This is a genomic window from Leptospira sp. GIMC2001, from assembly GCF_028462125.1.
GTDB lineage: Bacteria > Spirochaetota > Leptospiria > Leptospirales > Leptospiraceae.
Window position 1 is genome coordinate 687,214 of the sequence record NZ_CP115468.1, and the last position, 20,287, is coordinate 707,500.

The window sequence follows — 20,287 nt, forward strand, 5'->3', positions numbered from 1 at the left end:
TAGCATTTCGTTCTAAATTATTCCTATAATTGATGTTAGATTTTATTAGAATGCAGATACAGAGCAAGTCGCTGATGATGCAGTAAGTTGCATCTGCATGATTCTTGCGTTGGTAATCGGAATCGTTGGATTGGTTACAAGCAAGAGTTCACTTACAGCACAGGATGGTGAGAAGTATTTAACAGATACGATGCTCTCGCAGTTTATAGTGACATTTGCTTGACCAGTCGGCACTTCGATTCGGATTGCTTTTGTCTGGTTCCCGTCAAACTCGATATCCAAACTTTCCGTTTGGTCTACTTGCAATTCAGTACCGAATTCGTTTGCGTACGGACTGTAACAATCAACAAAGAAATCTTCCGAAGCACAATTGAATCCTGTATTGCTGAACGGAATACATTGCCCACCCGGTCTGACGATAGACAGAGAGCCAGTTGTTGCACCATCTGGAACTGAAGTTGCGATTTCGGTTCCGATATTGTAGAAGACTGGGGCTTCGACTCCATTGAAATAAATTTTAGTATCCGTTAATCCAAAATTGAAACCAGAAATTGTTACGTTTGTCGCTGAATAAGGTCTGTCACCGCCTGTCTGAGTTGGTGTTCCTACTCGTGGACTTATACTTGAAATCCGAGGAGGATCCAAACCGAGAAGCCCAGCAGTTGCGTCTTCGGAGCCTTCTTCATGGCACTGTATGTTTGCGAACAATCCGAACAGTAAAAATATGATAAACGCGATTCTCTTCATTGCTTTTTTATGATTGTCGGAATCCTTTTATCAGAAATTGATATTCTTTGTGAAGTTGATTGATTACACGGAAGGAAAAGGAATCGGTATTTTGAGATTGCAGTCTCCTGCTACCAGGAACGCAATTTCTAGAGAATTACTACGTCAATTGGACATAATCATTCGCGAACTGGATCTTTCGAAGCCAAAAGATCAACCTAGAGTTCTGATCATAACAGGTGAGGGCAATACTGCCTTCTGTGCCGGCGCTGACTTGAAAGAGCGAGCTACAATGACTGAAGCGGAAGTCTGGTCATTTCTTGGAAAATTTAGAGAATTTTTGGCAAATATTGAGCGACTCCCTTTTCCCACAATCGCTGGAATCAATGGAGTTGCTCTCGGTGGTGGATTGGAGATTGCACTGGCTTGTGATCTTCGTGCAATTTCAACTTCTGCATTGATAGGTTTACCCGAGACAAAACTCGGAATCATTCCTGGCGCGGGGGGAACTCAGCGACTATCTCGTTTGATTGGTGCCAATCGTGCGAAAGAAATTATTTTTACAGGAAGAAAAATTTCTGCAACCGAGGCAAACTTATTGGGTTTAGTGAATCGTGTTCTTCCAGAAGAAAATTTTGCAGAAACTCTATTGAGTTTTGCTGAGGAAATATCTAGTTCAGCACCAATTTCACTGCGAGCAGCCAAACGAGCAATCCAAGAAGGATTGAACTTGGATTTAGAAAAAGGATTAGACCTAGAACAGGAATGCTACAGCCTTACTCTCAAAACAAAAGACCGAGAGGAAGCACTCTTGGCATTTCGGGAAAAACGAAAACCCGTATTCAGAGGAGAATGAATTGATACTTACAGGACCTGCCATCGAAGAGAGAATGGGATCAGATATTATAATCGAACCTTACGACAAACAGTTGTTAAATCCAAATTCATACAATCTCCGACTCCATGATGAATTGTTGGTCTATACTGAATTTCCATTGGATATGAAGAAACCAAACCCAGTATCCAAAATGGTTATTCCAGAGGAAGGATTGTTATTGGAACCAGGGAATTTATATCTGGGAAGAACTCTAGAATTTACAGAAACCCATAATCTAGTACCGATGCTTGAAGGTCGTTCATCTATCGGAAGATTGGGAATGTTTGTTCACATCACAGCTGGATTCGGTGACGTTGGTTTTAAGGGATTCTGGACGCTCGAGATCCAAGTCATTCATCCGTTAAGAATATACGCAGGTGTGCAAATCTGTCAGATTTTCTATCATAGTATAGAGGGCAAAATCCAAGAATACAACTCTGGCAAGTATCAAGCGAACAAGGGAGTTCAGCCATCTTTGCTTTATAAAGATTTCGAGAAGTAGGTGATTTTTTTCCCGTTTGGAAATACTAAACCTTTCATAATATATTACCTATTCATTTTTATAATTAGTTCTTTCTTCAGCGATAATCTAAAAGCTGAAGGATTGTCCATACACCAGCTTCAGATATACAAAAGAGATGGATTCCAATCTGAATGGATGAAGAATGTATGGAATTCAGATAATTCCGAGCAGATAGACGTTATAAAAAATCAACCCCTTTCAATCCAAATTAAAAATAGTAAGGATCCATTCGTTCTCTATTCTAAAGCTGATTCATACAAAGAAATAACATTTCAAATTCAAATACCAAAAGAAAAGATTGAATATATCCGAACGCCAGGAATACTTATTTCAAAGTTAGGTGAGAATTGGGAAATCTATCAGAGTGATCGTTTACTTGCTGGAATTGTTCAACAAGATAGAATGAATCTGGAAGAAAATACTTCTTTGAATATAATTCAACCACTTGATACAGACCTTATAGTAGACGGAATGATCTTGGTGAATGCGCGCCTGATTGGAAATCCAGATTCCCCTAGATCAGTGATTCAATTTGAATCGATTGCAATTGTGGATGAAATTTCAAATCTAATGGAACGAACGATAGAAATCCTTCCCTTTTTATTGATTTCTCTATTTTCGTTTTTAGGATCTTATCTAGTATATCTCTATATTAGAATGAGGAAATATATCCATGTTTTATATTTTGGTATTTTCTTATTGAGCTATGCGATTTTTACTTTTACACAAAGTAATTATATCTATACAATATTTGAAGATACGCATCGGATTTATCAGTTGTCATTGATATTTCTTGTATCCTCATATATTTATATAATATACTTTTTAGATTCTTACTTCATTTACCGTATAAGTGGATATACAAAATTTTCTGCTCTTGTATCAATACTATATTGTCTAGTTGGTATCATATTTTCTTATAATTTCGGACATTTGTTGGAATGGTTTGCAATTATTGAAACTGGTAGTTTGATTTTATATCTTAGATTGGGTTATCGAATTTATCGCAAAGATATCAGAAAAAGAAAAATTTCAAAAGAAAAATTTCCATTTCTAAAATTTCTCACAAAGAATAGAATCGGTATCCTATTGCTGAATATCATAATATTAGCAGTTGCCATTTATTTAGAGACATTTTTGAATTTGCAATTTAATATCAAAACTCCAATAGTAATTGTCACTAGTCTAGGATTCTTTGTGTTTATGACCATTTATATTGTTCAGAAAATGGAGAATGCTTTCCTGTCGCAAGAGAAGGTTAGAACAATTCACAATGAAGAAAAGAAAAGACTGATACTAGAAAAAGAAATTTCAAATCAAAACGAAAGACAGAAAGCATTTATTGATATTCATGATGAAATAGGTGTTGACCTAAGTTTTTTAGGGATTCGAATTTCCAAGTTATTAGATCAGAATATTATACCTCAAGATGCAGGAAACGAACTCTCTGATTTTGTTCAAAGAATTTCAAAGGGCATCCGATATAGACTACAACTTCTTGAGGACGAGAAATATTTAAAAGAGGATTTTTTATTCGCGATACGATTGCTTCTCATTCGGAAATATGAATATGTAAATAGATCTATGAATTTCATAGCTAACGTATCCGATTCTTTCAAAAATGCTTTGTCAATTCATAGAATAGAGTCCTTATACAAAATCATAAGAGAAATTGCAAATAATGATGCAAAATATGGAGAAGGTGTATCGGATTGGGAATTTAGTCAAAATCCTCATTCATTTGAAATGAAGTTTAAAGCTAGGTCGAATTACCAAGCAAGAACCGACGAACCTGGGCATGGTTGGAAAAATATTATCAATATAGTCAATCAAATGAAAGGTAAAATCGATAGTCTTCAAACTCAAGATCAATTCACTATTCATCTTATTATCCCGATACGCTATTGAATCTTATTCGCGAATCGGAACCAATTCATAAAATATTTTAAGACGATTGATAAGTTGGGGATGGTATATCCAAAATAGGATATACTTAAACCAAATTTTGAAGAATCTAACTAAGGCTCATTAAATTTCTTCCTTAGTTGAACTATGTAAACTTAACTAAAAATTAATTTCATGATTTTTGTGGCAAAAATATGTAGAATTGCTCCCAGATCATCGGTCCAGATTTAAAAATCTAATAATTTCGTTTTCTTAATATATATTAAAAATATTTACTATATTAATATTGAAATATAATAACATATTAAATATTGTACATATTCTATTAATTGCTATTTGTTTAGAAAATATTACAAGTTAATTTAAATATTTCAGTAAAAAAAGAAAAGAAAAGGTTTAGGAATTGAATATAGATGATATTGAACAAGAATTTCTGCGTTTGCGACCCAATCTTTCCACATTATTGACATTGTCTACTAAAAATGAAGAATTAACAGAGGATATTTTGCAGGATTCCATAATTGAAATTCTAAAAAAATACCAAAATGGTTTCGAAATCAATGAGGATACCTTCAAAAAGTATCTCTACACTATTGCATATACAAGAATGATTGATCAATTACGAAAGCCGTATCGCAAAATGGAAATTTCTACTGAAGATCTTCCGCTAGATTGGGAAAAGGGGACAAACGACAGAAATGATCATAGTTTTACAATTTATGGCATTTTGCAAAGTTTACTCGCAGATAATCGATTGGATCAACGAATGCGCGATATTCTGAGAATGCGGTTAGTTAACAAGATGAAAGTTGAGGATATATGCAAATATTATAACATATCTCGTCAAACTGTCTTCCGGGATTACCAGAAAGGTATTAAGCTTTTAAAGAACGAATTCTTAAAGCAGAATCTCAGTCCAGATCATCTAGATTCATAAAATTATTAGAAATAAATTATTTTATATGTTACATTTTTCATCTGGGAACGTATAAACATTAACGTTCTATAGATACAATAAATTTCGAATATATAGAACTATTAATGGGTCATTGGGGTATAAAATGCCAAAAATTGTTGGATATTTTGTAATAATTGTAATATTAACAAGTGGTTGCAATGGAAAGGATTCGGGAAATGATTCTCTTTTTGCCTTGGCATTTTTGGCCGTTGGGAGTGGTGGATCGAGTCAGGGGAGTGACGCAAGTGAAGATGAGGATAGTAGTGATTCGGAAGAGAATGAAGCTACAACACCTGATTGCTCCCAATCTGAGCTGAACTTCCAGAGCGCGTCTGCCACAGAAGCTAATCAGTGGAATTCAGTAACATATGGCAATGGATTATTTGTCGCGGTTTCAATTGATGGAACAAATCGTGTGATGACTTCACCCGATGGAGAAAATTGGACGGCACGTTCTGCTGCAGATGCGAATGCTTGGCGAACTGTAACATATGGTAATGGACTGTTTGTCGCAGTATCAAATAGCGGAACAAATCGTGTGATGACCTCACCTGATGGAGAAAATTGGACGGCACGTTCTGCTGCAGAAGCGAATACGTGGCTTTCTGTAGCATATGGCAATGGATTGTTTTTGGCAGTATCGTCAACTGGAACAAATCGTGTGATGACCTCACCGGATGGAGAAAATTGGACGGCACGTTCTGCTGCAGAAGCGAATGCGTGGCAATCAGTAACATATGGCAATGGACTGTTTGTGGCAGTATCAGGTAACGGAACAAATCATGTGATGACCTCACCTGATGGAGAAAATTGGACGGCACGTTCTGCCGCAGAAGCGAATACTTGGCGAAATGCAACTTACGGCAATGGACTGTTTGTGGCTGTTGCCGCAGATGGAACAAATCGTGTGATGACCTCACCCGATGGAGAAAATTGGACGGCAAGCTCTGCTGCAGAAGCTAATAATTGGTTTTCTGTAACATATGGCAAAGGATTGTTTGTGGCAGTTTCGCAGGACGGGACGAATCGTGTGATGACCTCACCCGATGGAGAAAATTGGACAGCACGTTCCGCCTCGGAAGCGAATGCTTGGAAATTTGTAACATATGGTAGTGGAAAATTTGTCGCTGTAGCATACCCTGGTACAAACCGAGTAATGTATGCGAGTTGTCCGTGATGCTTGCGTTAAACAATCATTTGAAAGAAATATCAATCTAGCAAACTGATTCCATAATTTAAATATAATATTATAATATATGAAAACCTTTTGATAAAGATATACACATGAACAAAAAGTTTACAAAATATAAATTTGGATTAGTATTTTTTTATTTTCTATCATGTATGACTTCTGACGAAAACTCTCTGGATCCTGATGGAGGTTTGGGATTGTTGCAGAGAATTCAAAGATTTGTCGAAGTTGCTAACAGTTCTGCAAATAATCAAGATGATTCCAATCTAAATGAAGATCAACAATCTTCGCCAACTTTGGATTATCCTTTGTCTAACTATAGTTTTGTTGTAAATACCGCAATTCCAGAAATTCAACCAATTTCCACAGGACTACCATTTGAAGAATGTATTTCTGATCCAGAACTTCCCGACGGTCTTGTAATCGATTCAGAAAATTGTAATATTTCAGGAATTCCTACAAATTCTCAACCACCATCAACCTATGCTATCACAGCAACTAATTCTTTTGGAAGTGGAATCGGTTTACTTGACATCGAAATAACTGTAACCGGAATTCCTCCAACTATTTCATATACCGGTTCACCATTTAGTTTTATACAGAATTCAGCAATATCTAATCTCATACCTAATCTAACGGGGAATACTCCCACAAACTGTGAATCTTCACCACCACTTCCGACGGGTTTAATAATAGATCCAATCACTTGTGTTATATCAGGTACTCCAACAAATACATCCATCACACAAAATTATACAATTACAGCTACAAATGCATCAGGCAGTGATAATACTAATATTGACATTGCGGTTGTGGTTCCACCTCCGACCCTTCAATATATTGGTGGAAATAAAATAGATTCTTCTTTGACGAATTTTACATTTAATAATGTAGCATTTGGAAACCCAGATCCAAATAGATTGCTAGTTATTGTTGCAAGCGGTGTTCGAGATGTTGGAGGAACAGTATCAACGGCGACGATCGGGGGAGTTGGTGCAACAATTCATTTAAATACGAATCAAGGTAGTGGATCATCAGCAATAGTTTCAGCGGTTGTTCCAAATGGAATCGACGGAAATGTGAATATAGAATGGACTGTTCAGCAAATAGGAACTGATATTCAAGTTTATCGATTGACTAACCTACAGTCATTTACTCCAGCATTTACTCACGAGGTTATAGCTTCGCCATTAACTCAAACAATATCTGTTAGTGAAAATACTGCTGTTATAGCAAATGCAAAATCCTGGACAGGCCTATCAGATATTGCCTGGTCTGGATCAGCTGGATTGATAAAAGATTCACAGGTGGATTTTATAGGGGCAACTTTTTTTTCTTCTGCATCTTTTCTATTTACGAGTGCTGAAAATAATATAGTAATCACAGCTACACCTGATGGTGGGTCGATTCAATCTCTGAGAGTAATTGCTTTCCAATAATTACAATTTTACCAACTGGTACATTGTTAGTTCACCTTTTCCTTTGACTTCAATCTTACCGCGAGAGGAACATTCTGCCCTGCCTTGGATAAGTCGATATGTTTCTTCAGATATATTAATGGTTGAAGGATCGGCATGGGATTCCATCCGACTTGCGACATTTACGGTATCTCCCCAGATATCATAGGCAAATTTCTTACTTCCAATCACACCTGCGGTAACAGCCCCGCTATGTATGCCGATTCTGTATGACCAGATTCTTTTGCCCTCACGTTCTTTTCTTTTGCTATAGGCGTCCATCCAAGATTTGATCTCTAGAGCAGCTTCGCAGCATATAATCGCATGATTGGGATTAGATAGTGGAATTCCGGAAGCACACATATAGGAATCTCCGATCGTCTTGAGTTTTTCGAGTCCGTTTCTCTCGACAATATCATCGAATGCTCTAAAGCAATAGTCCAATTCATTTACTAAATCATTTGGATTCATTGTTTGGCTTATCTCAGTAAAATTAACAAAATCTATGAACATTACTGTAACAGAAGGAAAATACATTGGACGAACAGATCCTCTTTCTTTCAATTCTGTTGCAACTTCATCTGGCAAAATGTTCTTAAGCAAATTATCTGCTCTATCTCTTTCTAGTAGCAAATCATTAGTTCGTTGTTTAACCTTTTCATCTAATTCTTTTGTTAAAGTTTCAGCGGTATCAAAAGCTGTGGCGAATCTCTTAGAGAGAAGAAATGCTTGTGCAAAGAAGAAGAAAAACATTCCAATTGGTGTGATAAAAATAGAATCAATCATTCGATTTGCATATAACGCATCATTTGCATAAGTTCCAAAAAATACGATAGTTCCTAATAGAAAAGCGATAGCAGTCTCTCTCTTATTTTTGATTGCGTTTATTAGAATGTAGAAAAAGTAAATTATAACTATAATTGAATAGATCTGAAAATACATTAGAGTTTTCGTATACAGACCAATTGGCAAAACCAATACCAAAATTACAAAAATGAGAGCTGGAATAATTGTTATTCTGTCCCAGAGTCTTGACCCATCTTCAGGATATAATTTTCTTATATAAAGGAGCATTATGGGAGGAGACAAATAAAAGGAAATATATTCTAAAAATGTTGAAAAATTCCAATTGATAGGAAAGAATCTAAACGAAAATGCTTCGCCAGTTACAGAAAGACGAATGGAAATAAAAAAAGCAAATAGGGCAAAGTATAGAGTTGATTTGTCTTTGGGTTTTAATAAAAAAATTCCAATATGATAAATGGACATCAAAAAGAGAGAACCGGAAAGAAACACATCTATGAATAAGTTTCTTTCATTCTGTAACTTTAAATCGGATGCAAAACCAATAATAATAGGATCACGAAATCCAGGCCTAGGATATTGGCTATTGATCATATGCAGTGTAAGAATGTTGGATCCGGGTTTTATCAGAATATCGCGAATGATTGGTGCATAGTATTGTGGAACAACTTCTGAAAAATTGCGATCTAGATTCGAATTGCGCGCAATTTCTTCTCCGTTCCAAAATAATGTAAAAGCAGTATCCATGGATGGAATTCTGAGAGCAAGATCATATTCAGGTTTCGGAATATTCAATTCAACTTCGAAAGTTGCCCTTCCTTCCATTGGAATTAGATTCCCTTCGGAATCCCGATAATCCATCCAATGTGAAGGAACAATAACTTTGTTAGAATTTTTAGAAATCAGAGAACCTGGTTCGGAGAGTTCATTCCATTCAAAAAACCAGTCACCTGCAAGTGGAAGAGTTTGTTGGTAGAAATTGAATTTTGATAAATTGATCTTACCGTTTATCACTTCAGGAAGTACAATAGCTTGTTTGTTAACACAATTTAGAATGAGAATTAATAATAAAAAGAAAAGCTTTTTGTTGGATTTCATATATGTTTGCAGAATATTTCTAAATAGTTTTTAAAAATTATGAATATTTGTCAACGAACAAAAGGTCTTTCGATATAAAATCTACTTCACTTCTGGGACAAGTTGAATAGCTAATAGAGTAAGGTCATCCTCAAATTCGCCATTACCTTGATAGTGGATAAGGGCATTTTCTAATGTCAAAATTTGATCTGCGGGTTTTTGCTTATAAGATGCAAGTAACAATTCGTAGAATCGATCTTCTCCAAACTCAATTCTTTCATCATTGAATATCTCATAAACTCCATCAGTAAATAAATAAATTCTGTCATCAGGCTGGAGCTTCATGGATATCAATTCATAATCCATGTCTTTTTTTAGACCCAATAGAGCTCCAGATTTTTTCATTTCAATTGCTTTACCATCTTGAAGAAGTATCTGGGCTGGGTGCCCAGCAGAGGAATACTTGACGTCTAAATTTTTTACATCAATATCCATTACAACACAACTAAAAAATAACGTCTTATACTTGTTAATCACTATAGAATTTAACTCAGTGAGTATGTCGGCCGGAGTGAGGGCGGTTTTCTTAAGATTTTCATATTCACTCTTGATCGCCATTGTGATTAATGCTGCTTGGATCCCGTGGCCGGTCGCATCTGCAATAAAGAACCTTGATGTATGTTCGTTGATCTGGAAGAAATCATAGAAGTCACCGCCCACTTCATCCATAGGCTGATAAATGAGTGCATAGGAAAGTTGAGGAATTGGATGAATTGTTGGAAGAATGCTTGTCTGAATTTTCTTAGAATAGTTGAGATCTTTCTTAAGAATGTTTAAGGTTTGCATCAGTTCCTTAGTTCTTGCATCTACTTTTCTCTCTAGTTCTTGATTCAAATTCTTTATCTCGGAATACAATTTAGAATTTTCGAAACTAATGGCAGCCTGAGATGCAAGTATTTCGAGAATTTCTATTCGCGAATTATTGAATATATCCGTGATAAGTTTATTTTCTAAATAAACAATGGCTACAACTTTTCCTTGCTTAGTGATGGGTAAGAGAAGTATTGATTTTGGATCATTCTCTTTGATATATGTACTGGTCTTTAAGTAGCTGGATTTGGTCTCAGAGTTAATGATTAATTTTTTGCCGGTTCGATATGCGTAATAAATAGATTCGATCGGTAAGAAAGACCTGCAGTCATCCAGCAGCTTTGGTAAAGATTCAGAATATTGATCGATTGAATGTCCAATTTTTACTGTAAGTCCAGATTCTTCATTGAGTATCAAATAGCCTTTAGATGCACCTGCATTCTCAACCAAGGTTGAAAGAAGCTGCTTTTGGAGCTCTAATGGATTGATAAGGCTTGATATAGATTGCGAAGCTTTAACGATCGAGACCAAATCTATATCTGTATGATTGAGATTTCCTCTTTCCGTAATCTTTTTTGATGAAATTAGAATATTAACTTTTAATGAACTATCTAAATATTGGTTTCTAATATCGCTTGCTTTAGCGACCGCACCCCAACTTACAAATATTTCTTCTGCTTGTTGAAATGCAAAATCACTCAGTATTTTCTTAGATTTGGATAGCTTGAATTTCCCATAGAGATAATAAGAGAGTCCTTTTTTGAGACTTGCATCGTAGATGTCAAATTCATCAAGCAATTGATCGTAATAGATATTATCTCTTTCTGGATAACAATAAGCATTATACTCTGCAACAATCAATTGATAGTTTGTACGGAAATTACTTGGGTTTACTTTTGCGAGACGTTTTAATAAAAAAATACTGATCTTTATGAAAATTTTATGTGATAATGGTAAATTTTTATTCTTGCGAGCTTTTTCAATGAAACATAGAGACTGTATCAATCGATATTCATAATACAAGAATAGAGTTCTTGATTTTTCTAAGTCCATATCATATTTTTTGAATCGATTGATTGCCTGATCATAATCTCCATAAAGATAATCTAACAACCCAGATATGACGCAGTAAAATGTATTTATAGAGCCATTGCTGATCTCGTCCAGGTATTTGGATTCGAATTCTTTGCAGTCCAAAACTTGTCCATTTAAACTGAAAGTTCGATTATTGGAATTTTCGAGTCCATGTATAAAATGTTCACCAATTCCCAATATCATTGGCAAACCAGTAAAACTTAGAGTGCTTGATTTTCTTTCTAATTCCTGCAAGGAATCAGAAAATTCTGATATGGATCTTGCGGCATATAAGCTATAGATTGTTTCAGAAAATATTGAAAATGCTGCCCAGAGAAAATCTCCATATTGCATACATCTTCTATACGAGTCTTCACAGAGTCTGGAAATTTTCGAATAGGGATAAACTAAATAATCATAGAGCATATTTTTTCCGAAGAAAAAACGACCATAATAATTCTCAGTTTGAAGTCTCTTGAGGATACTTTCCGCTAAATTCCAATATGAGTTTAATTTCGTAAGATTGCCAGTCATTAGAAAAAGCATAGAGCCAAATCCAGCGTATCCCACATAACTTTTCTTAGATATACCATACTTGAGACTTAGATTTATCAACCTCAAGAATAATATAATAAATAAAGAAACATTTTTATGCTTTCCATAGTTCAATAAATTGAATAAAATAATAAGTGACTCACTGATGCTTGGATCTGTATTCAATTTATCATTAATGAGTTGGTTTACAGATCTACCTCGTCTGTAGAAGGTCATCAGAATTAATTCTTTCACTACATGAATAAAATTGGGTTTTTCAGGCAGAGGTTGACCAAGAAATTTAAGAGTCTCGATACCTGTGTAATATGCATTATCGTATTTGTTGAGTGTATTATAGATTTCTATTTTTACTAAGGAAAGTTTTGCTTTCTCTGTTATATTGTTAATATTTTCATATAAATATTTTAATAGATTTTCTGCTTCTTCAGTTCGTTCTGAATAGTATGCTGTCTCAGATAGAGAAACTAGAACTTCAAAATGTTCCTTGCGATGTGGATTTTCCTCACCGAGATATTTAGAAAGAGGTTCAATAGCTTTGTAATATAGATATGCTGCATCAAATGCGCCAGTTGTTCTTGATACATCACCCGCTTTCTTAAGATATTGAAAAAATATACCTTTGAATTGCGGATCAGACATTCGCTCTTGATCTTTTGCTTCGATTAGATGATTTGCAATGTATAAAGATTCATCAGCAATGGTTTTATCATCGAATAGATGAATTGATGCGAGTGCAATATTGAAATGTATTTCTTTTTTCTTAGCTTCCGGAAGGCGATCTAGAATCGAAAACCGAATTTTGTCGTGCGAAAACTGAAAGTCAGCGTTCGATAATAATTTATCAATAGCTTCTTTATTGGACTTAGTATCCAACATTTGAAAAAACGGAAATAATCGAAATTCGGAATGAGTCTGTTGAATAATACCTTCATTAATATATTCAATCAAAGCCAACTTTAAAGTCTGCAACCGATCTTGATAAATATGATAAAGTAATCTAAGTGGAAAAACATTTCCAATAATTGCAGTATTGTAAAGAAACTCATGATCTGGATCTAATGAATTCGAAAGCTTGTCAATTAGAAAATTGGCTACATTTGTATTGATGTTTTTTGCAATTAGAGTATGCCATTCAATATTCCATTTCAAAGATGAAGGATTGAAAATTACAACATTCTCTTTTTCTAAACTATTTATAAAATTATCCAAATTATCTGAATAACCTAAAGTTTTTTCATACAATAACAAGGATAATTTGCCGAGATCGTTCTTATCAAATTCTAGCGAACTCGAAATAAAATCACTGATCTGCTGCTCTGTATAAGGTAAAATATGATGTTGTATCAATATATCAAATTTATGACAAATCTTATTTAGCTCCGTAAGTTCTGTCGAATTCAAACCATTACGTGAGCAGAGCAGGATTAGTAATCCTTCCCATTCTTGATTTCTAGTCAGATAATCAAGAAATTGTAACGATGCATCATCAGCCCACTGAATATCATCTAGAAAAAGTATTGCTGGTTCCTGTTTTCTATAACAAAGAGTGAGAAAATTAACTAGAGTAGAGAAAATAAAGAGATCATCATGAGGAAGTCTTAGATTGGTATCTTTCTCTGGATTATAAATCTTATTGAGTCCAGGAAATAAATTTATAATTGCCGAGAAGCTTTCTCCAATATTTGTCGCAATTGAATGTTTGATTTCTTGTAGATCGGATTCATTTTTGGTAAGTAGATATTTTAATGTTTCGTTTAGAATTTGTTTAACGGCATAATAAGGTATATTTCTTCTATCGATATCAAATTTTCCATTGAGTATGACTGCATGATGGCTTTGGACTATATTGTGATTATTAAGTATAGCAAATGTTTTACCTGTTCCTGACTCACCATGAATAAACAAACAAGTTCTTTTACCTGATTTAGTATTTTGTATACCTTCATTTAATTTTTCGGTGATATCGTTTCTATTGAGATTGATTTTAAATTTTTTTAAATACCCATTAGATTTCTCATACAAAGCAGTAGAATTCGGTATGAAGCCGAACTCATCTAAAGTGGATTGGATATGCTCCAAATCTTTGAGAAGATGTTCAGTACTTTGGTATCGATCATCTGGATTTTTTGAATACAATCTTTCTATGCATTCTATAATGATCGGCGGGATATTGCTTTTCTTACTAGAGATGAGAGGAGGTTGTTTGGCAATATGATGATGGATAATCTCTAACGGATCTTTGGATTGGAAAGGTACATGTCCAACTAACATTTCATAGAAAAGTATTCCAAGCGAATACAAATCGGATCTATGATCAATATCCAACTTAAGGCGACCTGTTCGCTCAGGTGAAATATAATAAAGATTGTCTGTCGTGAAATCACAATTGAATCTCATCGATCGATTGTTGATAGGGAAGGAAGAATAACCCAAACCAATCAGTTTTATTTTTGAATTGGAATTTTTATAAAAAATATTGCTAGGTTCTATACGATTGTATATTAAACCTTTTTCATGAATTTTTTGTAAAATTTTTGTAATTTGAATTGCAAATTTTAAGAATTCTTCAATTTCAAAATTGCCAATTACTTTTGATTCTGTCAGAAGATGATACGGGCAATTCTCAAAAACTAAACTGTAGCTTTGCGATTTCTGTAAAACAGATTCTAGCTTTAGGATCGATCCATCGTTGATTGTCTTACATACTTCAATTTCATTCAGAAAATAATGATCACCGTCATTATGAATATTTTCTTTCTGAATTCTTACAATTTTTGGTTCGGTTATCCCATGAAGTTCTCCTCGATATGTTGTCGAGAAGCTATCTTCCTTAATCATTTCGCTTATGCGAATTGTTGTATTGGGATATGAAATTGTCTTCATTGAATTAAAGTATCAAATTTTCTGCTTACGTGTATTGTAGAATAGAATTACATAATAAAGATCAGCCAAGAAAACTAAAACAGCGAGAACCAATACAAATGGCTGATCGGGAAAAAACAAAAAAAGAAACCAAGAAAAGAAAGCCGTACCAATGAATTTGGTCCATGCTATACCGTAAGAAAACTTACTTATATCACCGATACTAAGAAATAACACTGGATAAAGTCCGGAAATAAATAAATTTAATATATAAGCAGAATTGGAACCTGTAAATAAGTCATAGCGATTTATTTGGAATGTATATATAAGTCCAGCCCATCCAATGCATAAGAAAAATAATAGAAAATAATAATTTCTATCCGCGACCTGAATCTTCCATTGCTTCTTACCGTATTTAATTATATAATAAAATATAAATACATCCAATATAAATGCCAATCGATAGCCCCATTTCAGAACAATACCCATATCTTCTTGAATTACAAAACCCCATAGAAACTCCCAAACAATATTTCCACAGGCTATAAAGACGGGCATTTCAACGAATTGAATTGTTTTTGCTCTATAAATTAGTTCTCCATAGACATAAACCCAGAATATTACACCCACTAAGAGAAGAACATTTTCTGTTAGTGTAAATTTACCCAGATATTCTGGATTCGTTAATATTTTTTCAATCCATTCTTTCATATTATAGGCTCCAGTTTGTTGTTAAAGATGGAGGAATTTCAAATTTAGCTTTTTTGTCGTCATAATAATAATGATCCATTCCGACGAGCATAGCCTTGGAAAAATCTCCCACTACTTTCTGAAATCCTGATCTAGATGAAAATTCATGATCCAATTTGACGCCCAACTTAAATACTAGATCTTCAAAGAAAGCATGCCGCATAGGTGGAACATCCAAGATTTGACAATTCTCCGCACCCATAAGCTCGTGGAGTAATAGAATGGGCACTTCGTCAAAAATATTACCAGGTACCATATAATTATAAAAGTCTATCAAAGATTTGGTGAGAATCTTACCTGCTTCCGATTCTTCTCTCTGATCCAAAAATATTTCCATACCTAAAGAGTAAGCATTATCATATCCATCTGGATTTAATTCTGGGATAACACCAATTAAGTGCCCAACTACTCTCCAGAGATGCACATATGCATCTTTTTCTTCGGATGACAACTCAACACCAAGATCATTTAATCCTTCCACAATTAAACTAGAGAAAGATTGTAGTGTTCCTGCCATATCTTGTTGATTGATTGGGATTCCCAAATCAAGATCCCAGTTTCCAGATTTGGAAATAAAATATCGAATAGATGAATGCATCAATCGAACCTTTTGTGAAACTATAATTGCCGAGCCTTTATCGGAGAATCCATTTTCTTCGAGAACTGAAACAACAAATTGAGTTGTTTCCACTAGTCTTCTAATGATAGGTTTTAGGGCGCGATCTTTCTCAACCAATCTTCCAGTATGAACTAAGACTTCAGCACCTTTACCGCAAGTGTAAGCCATCGGCAACGATTTGAAACCCAATAACAGTAAGATAAAAGATCCGTATTTATGAAATATCGATTGTGCGATTGTAATTTTATCGAAGTCGATCCACTCAGGTAAATGGCTTGTGATTTTGAGAAATTCTGAAAATTCGTTGGTGCTAGCAAATACATCGTTGTTTTGAGTCAGTTTGTCAAAAAGTTCCTTCGCTTTGTCCAACTGTTCAGGATGACCCAGCAACTGTTTGGATAAGAATTGATCAGCGATTAAATCTCCTTGCGAACGAAAAATGCTCCAATCTCTAGATTTCATATATTATAATTGATTGGATTGAGTGTAGTTTTGTAAATGAATTATTCTAACAAAAAAGCAAAGACTAATGAATATCCAATTCTATAAAAAATCGAATCCATTTTTCTCAATGAAATTTATTTCAATCATTTGTTTCTTAATTCTGCCTGAATTGTACGCAGTTGGTATCTTTCAGCCCGCACACAATGCACGCTATGGTGGAATGGCAGGAGTGAACATCGGAATAGGTGGATCACCTCTAGATATTGCAACCAATCCAGCAAATCTTTCTATGACAGAGAAATCAACTCTCGAATTTGGAATCGCATTACCTTATATACGAAGCAGTTATAAAGATAGATTCATCGATCCAGACCCAAGTCTAGTGTATGAGAATAATAAAAACTACAATATTCTTGCACCATTACCATATATTGGATGGGCAATTCCGATTAATGATAAATGGACATACGGAGGTGGTTTGTTTATTCCGGGTGGTGGAAATGCTCAAATCGATGGAATTTATAGAACCACACCCAATGGCCAGACTTTGAATCAATGGTCGGGAGTAGAATTTCCCCAACCGATTGGAGACTCGAAGCGCGTCATTGAAGAGTATTCAACAACTTTTTTCGTAGTGAAATTTACTAACGCAATTTCTTATAAGCTCGGGGATCTTTCCATTGGTGTCGGTGTTGAAGGATTGTATTCCAAGCAAAATGCTTTTCAAAAATACTATGATCCTACACGAACTGTTGAGATTCCAGGTCAAGGTTTTGATTACCAAAGTAGAAATGCTTTCTCTATGGGTGGTATATTTGGACTCAGTTATAAAATAAATCCTGAATGGAAAATTGGATATTCTTATCAAACAAGGGCAATACTTCCTTGGGATGGTAGAATGCAAGTTGGTAATAACAATCCGAATTTCTATCGAAGAACAGGTGTGTCTGCAACATTCGAATTGCCAGAAAGACATGGATTGGGAATATCTTGGGGAAACGAATCCTTTCGAATAGGAACTGATTTCCTTTATTATAATTACGGAAGTTATACGAAAAAATTTGATCAAATTCTAGAGGATCCTTGGTTTCCAACTCCGGCTGGTCGCGCAGGCTCTGTTACACAAAATGTGAACTACTATGATAGTTGGTCGGCCGCTCTCGGAACAGAAATTTTTTCTGGAGATTTAACTTATCGTCTTGGATTTAGATACAACACTGGGGTCGTTAGAGAAGATGGGATCTCTGCTTTGCAGGCTGGCATCATGGTGCAGGAATTAGTTGCTGCAGGACTTGGCTGGAAGTTTGGATCTTGGAGACTGGATGTCGCATTCAACTATTTATTGTCTAGACGAGTCACTGGCAACAGGACAGGAGATTGGGCTATTGCTCATACGCTCTTTAATCTTCAAGATTTTCGACCAGCATCATTTAGTCATTCATTGAAGTCAGATGTTCCTGCAATTTTGATTGGTTTGAATAAGGAGTTTTAGGTAAAAAATATCCCCAATCCAAATTCCAGAGCCGTGAAATTGAAAAATCTGGTCAAACTCTTCGACTTTAAATTTTCTTTCATTGCAGTCATTATAGCATCGGAGAAGGTTTTTTATTTCACCAATTGTTCCTTAGGTTATCGTCAACAAGAGTTAGCAATGATTTGCTGATAATGCATTTGATGACGGTGGAAAAATGGAATCGTTTGAATTATGTCTCATTAAATTCGCGAACTTAAGCAAGATATTGTTATCCACGCTTCTTTCAGTTTGCACAAAATAAAATAATTTATTTAAAAATCAGGACAAAATTGTTCATAATTGTTTGACCAGATTTGTACCAAAAATATTGTGGTCAATACGGCGGTGAACTCACCGAGAGCAATCTCAAGAGCCACTGTTTCCGAAGGTTGTCCCGTAAGGATCGCAACCGCTCAGCACTGCGAGAGATCGTGGTGATCACGACTTCCGCTCGGAGGTCAAACGGTAACGTTTGGCAATTGACTGGTTGACGTAAAATAGCTACAAGCCCTAAACACAAGCGCATTTATGATTTGCAGAGCCCGCTCCAAAAGTGGTTTTGTAAATCGCCCTTGTTGTTTCTGGCGGCGGCAATAGATCGATCTTTTACAACTTATATAGCCAAATCAAGTATCAGTTTTTGACGAGACTGGTACTTAAAAAAAGTAAAGGTTCATTAGAGTTTTAACAATTGACTTTAATGAATATTCGAGTTGCGCACCTGTCGAGACGGTGTGTAACTCTATCCAGCACCATTTTACGGTCGCAAGCGGTATCCCCCCAGCACTGTTTCTAATAGAAACCGATGCTGGACGGGCGTGAACGACCTAAATGGTGCTGGAAAAGCTGAGGACAAGCAGTAATGGGGAATAAGCCCCCCGCAAAGCTTGTTTTCAATTATCAATGTTGGTAGATGTTGGATAATTGAATCACAATTAGGTGCAGTTCACTGCATTTGGTTCGATTCATTCCATTTCCTACCGACCGATCACCTTGGCGGAGAGCAGTGTTACCAGCGCGGTAACTCTACAAGCTGTCTCTCCAACCTCTCTAACTTTTGTAAACCGACGACGAGAGCAATCTTCGAGTCGTATTGAGATTAGGGAGTAACATAAAATTTATTGGTTAACGATATTTTTGCGAAGCGAAAGTTTCAAGGAAATGAGTTAGCGAATTGAGTAATATGGTCAAGTAAGTAAGGGCATACGGCGGATGCCATGGCACAAGAAGGCGATGAAGGACGTGGCTTTCTGCGATAAGCGTTGGGGAGTTGTAAGCAAGCGTTGATCCAGCGATTTCCGAATGGGAAAACCTAACCTAGAGACCCTAGGTTGCGAAAGCGCCATACTCAGGGAATTGAAACATCTTAGTACCTGAAGGAAGAGAAAGAAACCTCGATTCCGTAAGTAGCGGTGAGCGAAAGCGGAACAGCCTAAACCCCTGTCTACGTTACAGCATTGACGCGCTGTAGCAGGGGTGTTGTAGGACTTGCAAGTGTAGGTCAATATGCACTATAGAGTTACAAAGTTAACGGTTAGTTGAACGGTTTTGGAAAAGCCGACCAAAGAGGGTGATAGTCCCGTAAGCGAAAGCCGTTAGCCTCTAGTAAGTATCCTGAGTACCACGGAACACGTGTAATTTTGTGGGAATCTGCGGGGACCACCCCGTAAGGCTAAATACTCTCTTGTGACCGATAGTGGACAAGTACTGTGAAGGAAAGGTGAAAAGAACCGAGGAATCGGAGTGAAATAGAACCTGAAACCGTATGCTTACAAGGTATCAAAGCCCAGCACCATTTTGCGTAGAGGAGACAACCATGTGGTATGTGTATATGATTCAAAATAACCATTCGAAAGAATATTACTTTGGATTTACTTCCAATCTTGAAAGAAGATTAGAAGCGCATAACAATGGAACAAATCCTTCTACCAAAAGAGTGCAAGGTATTTGGGAATTGGTTTATTACGAAGCTTTTCGAGACGAAAGTCTTGCAAGGGAACGTGAAAGAAAAATCAAATCCCACGGCAATGCGAAACGAGAAATCGTTCGTAGGGCTGTAAAAAATACGCAAAATGGTGCTG

Annotated in this window: 12 protein-coding genes and 1 rRNA gene (1 of these 13 cut by a window edge); 8 read left to right on the forward strand and 5 right to left on the reverse strand. The window is 35.7% G+C overall.

All coding sequences use genetic code 11. The annotated features are described in order from the left end of the window. Positions 1-45 precede the first annotated feature (45 nt). Positions 46-747, reverse strand: a complete 702-nt coding sequence (locus O4O04_RS04660) for an LIC10067 family putative lipoprotein (protein ID WP_272534486.1) — start codon at positions 745-747, stop codon at positions 46-48. Between the two features lie 49 nt (positions 748-796). Here O4O04_RS04660 and O4O04_RS04665 point away from each other — a divergent pair, with 49 nt between their 5' ends. The 6 genes from O4O04_RS04665 (at position 797) to O4O04_RS04690 (ending at position 7,620) form a co-directional block, all read left to right on the forward strand. Beyond that, positions 797-1,582 carry an enoyl-CoA hydratase-related protein gene (locus tag O4O04_RS04665; protein ID WP_272534488.1) on the forward strand — a complete coding sequence of 262 codons (786 nt, stop codon included), beginning with the start codon at positions 797-799 and terminating at the stop codon, positions 1,580-1,582. Position 1,583: 1 nt separating this feature from the next. Beyond that, a complete protein-coding gene (dcd, locus tag O4O04_RS04670; RefSeq protein ID WP_272534490.1) occupies positions 1,584-2,105 on the forward strand; it encodes a dCTP deaminase in 522 nt (173 codons plus the stop codon). A gap of 102 nt (positions 2,106-2,207) precedes the next feature. Continuing rightward, positions 2,208-4,034: a 7TM diverse intracellular signaling domain-containing protein gene (locus O4O04_RS04675; RefSeq protein ID WP_272534491.1), complete on the forward strand. Its 1,827-nt coding sequence runs from the start codon at positions 2,208-2,210 to the stop codon at positions 4,032-4,034. 400 nt (positions 4,035-4,434) lie between these two features. Further along, on the forward strand, positions 4,435-4,968 hold the full coding sequence (locus tag O4O04_RS04680; RefSeq protein ID WP_272534493.1) for an RNA polymerase sigma factor: 534 nt from the start codon (positions 4,435-4,437) through the stop codon (positions 4,966-4,968). A gap of 124 nt (positions 4,969-5,092) precedes the next feature. After that, positions 5,093-6,166, forward strand: a complete 1,074-nt coding sequence (locus tag O4O04_RS04685; RefSeq protein ID WP_272534495.1) for a hypothetical protein — start codon at positions 5,093-5,095, stop codon at positions 6,164-6,166. A 107-nt stretch (positions 6,167-6,273) separates the two neighbouring features. Then, positions 6,274-7,620 (forward strand): Ig domain-containing protein, encoded by a 1,347-nt coding sequence (locus O4O04_RS04690; protein WP_272534496.1) that lies wholly within the window; start codon positions 6,274-6,276, stop codon positions 7,618-7,620. On the opposite strand, the gene O4O04_RS04695 is transcribed toward O4O04_RS04690, so the two are convergent. From O4O04_RS04695 to O4O04_RS04710, 4 genes are all read right to left on the reverse strand, one after another. Beyond that, entirely contained in the window at positions 7,621-9,540 is a 1,920-nt protein-coding gene (locus tag O4O04_RS04695) for an adenylate/guanylate cyclase domain-containing protein (protein ID WP_272534498.1), read from the reverse strand. 81 nt (positions 9,541-9,621) lie between these two features. Next, positions 9,622-14,901 carry a trifunctional serine/threonine-protein kinase/ATP-binding protein/SpoIIE family protein phosphatase gene (locus O4O04_RS04700; RefSeq protein ID WP_272534500.1) on the reverse strand — a complete coding sequence of 1,760 codons (5,280 nt, stop codon included), beginning with the start codon at positions 14,899-14,901 and terminating at the stop codon, positions 9,622-9,624. 12 nt (positions 14,902-14,913) lie between these two features. Continuing rightward, positions 14,914-15,591 carry a transmembrane-type terpene cyclase gene (locus O4O04_RS04705; RefSeq protein WP_272534501.1) on the reverse strand — a complete coding sequence of 226 codons (678 nt, stop codon included), beginning with the start codon at positions 15,589-15,591 and terminating at the stop codon, positions 14,914-14,916. Position 15,592: 1 nt separating this feature from the next. Further along, the gene (locus tag O4O04_RS04710) at positions 15,593-16,711 is read right to left on the reverse strand and encodes an oxygenase MpaB family protein (protein WP_272534503.1); all 1,119 of its coding nucleotides are present in this window, start codon (positions 16,709-16,711) and stop codon (positions 15,593-15,595) included. A 67-nt stretch (positions 16,712-16,778) separates the two neighbouring features. On the opposite strand from O4O04_RS04710, the gene O4O04_RS04715 reads away from it, so the two are divergent. Further along, positions 16,779-18,185 carry an OmpP1/FadL family transporter gene (locus O4O04_RS04715; RefSeq protein WP_442915928.1) on the forward strand — a complete coding sequence of 469 codons (1,407 nt, stop codon included), beginning with the start codon at positions 16,779-16,781 and terminating at the stop codon, positions 18,183-18,185. Between the two features lie 1,206 nt (positions 18,186-19,391). Then, positions 19,392-20,287: ribosomal RNA gene (locus O4O04_RS04720) — 23S ribosomal RNA — on the forward strand; it runs 2,332 nt beyond the window's last position.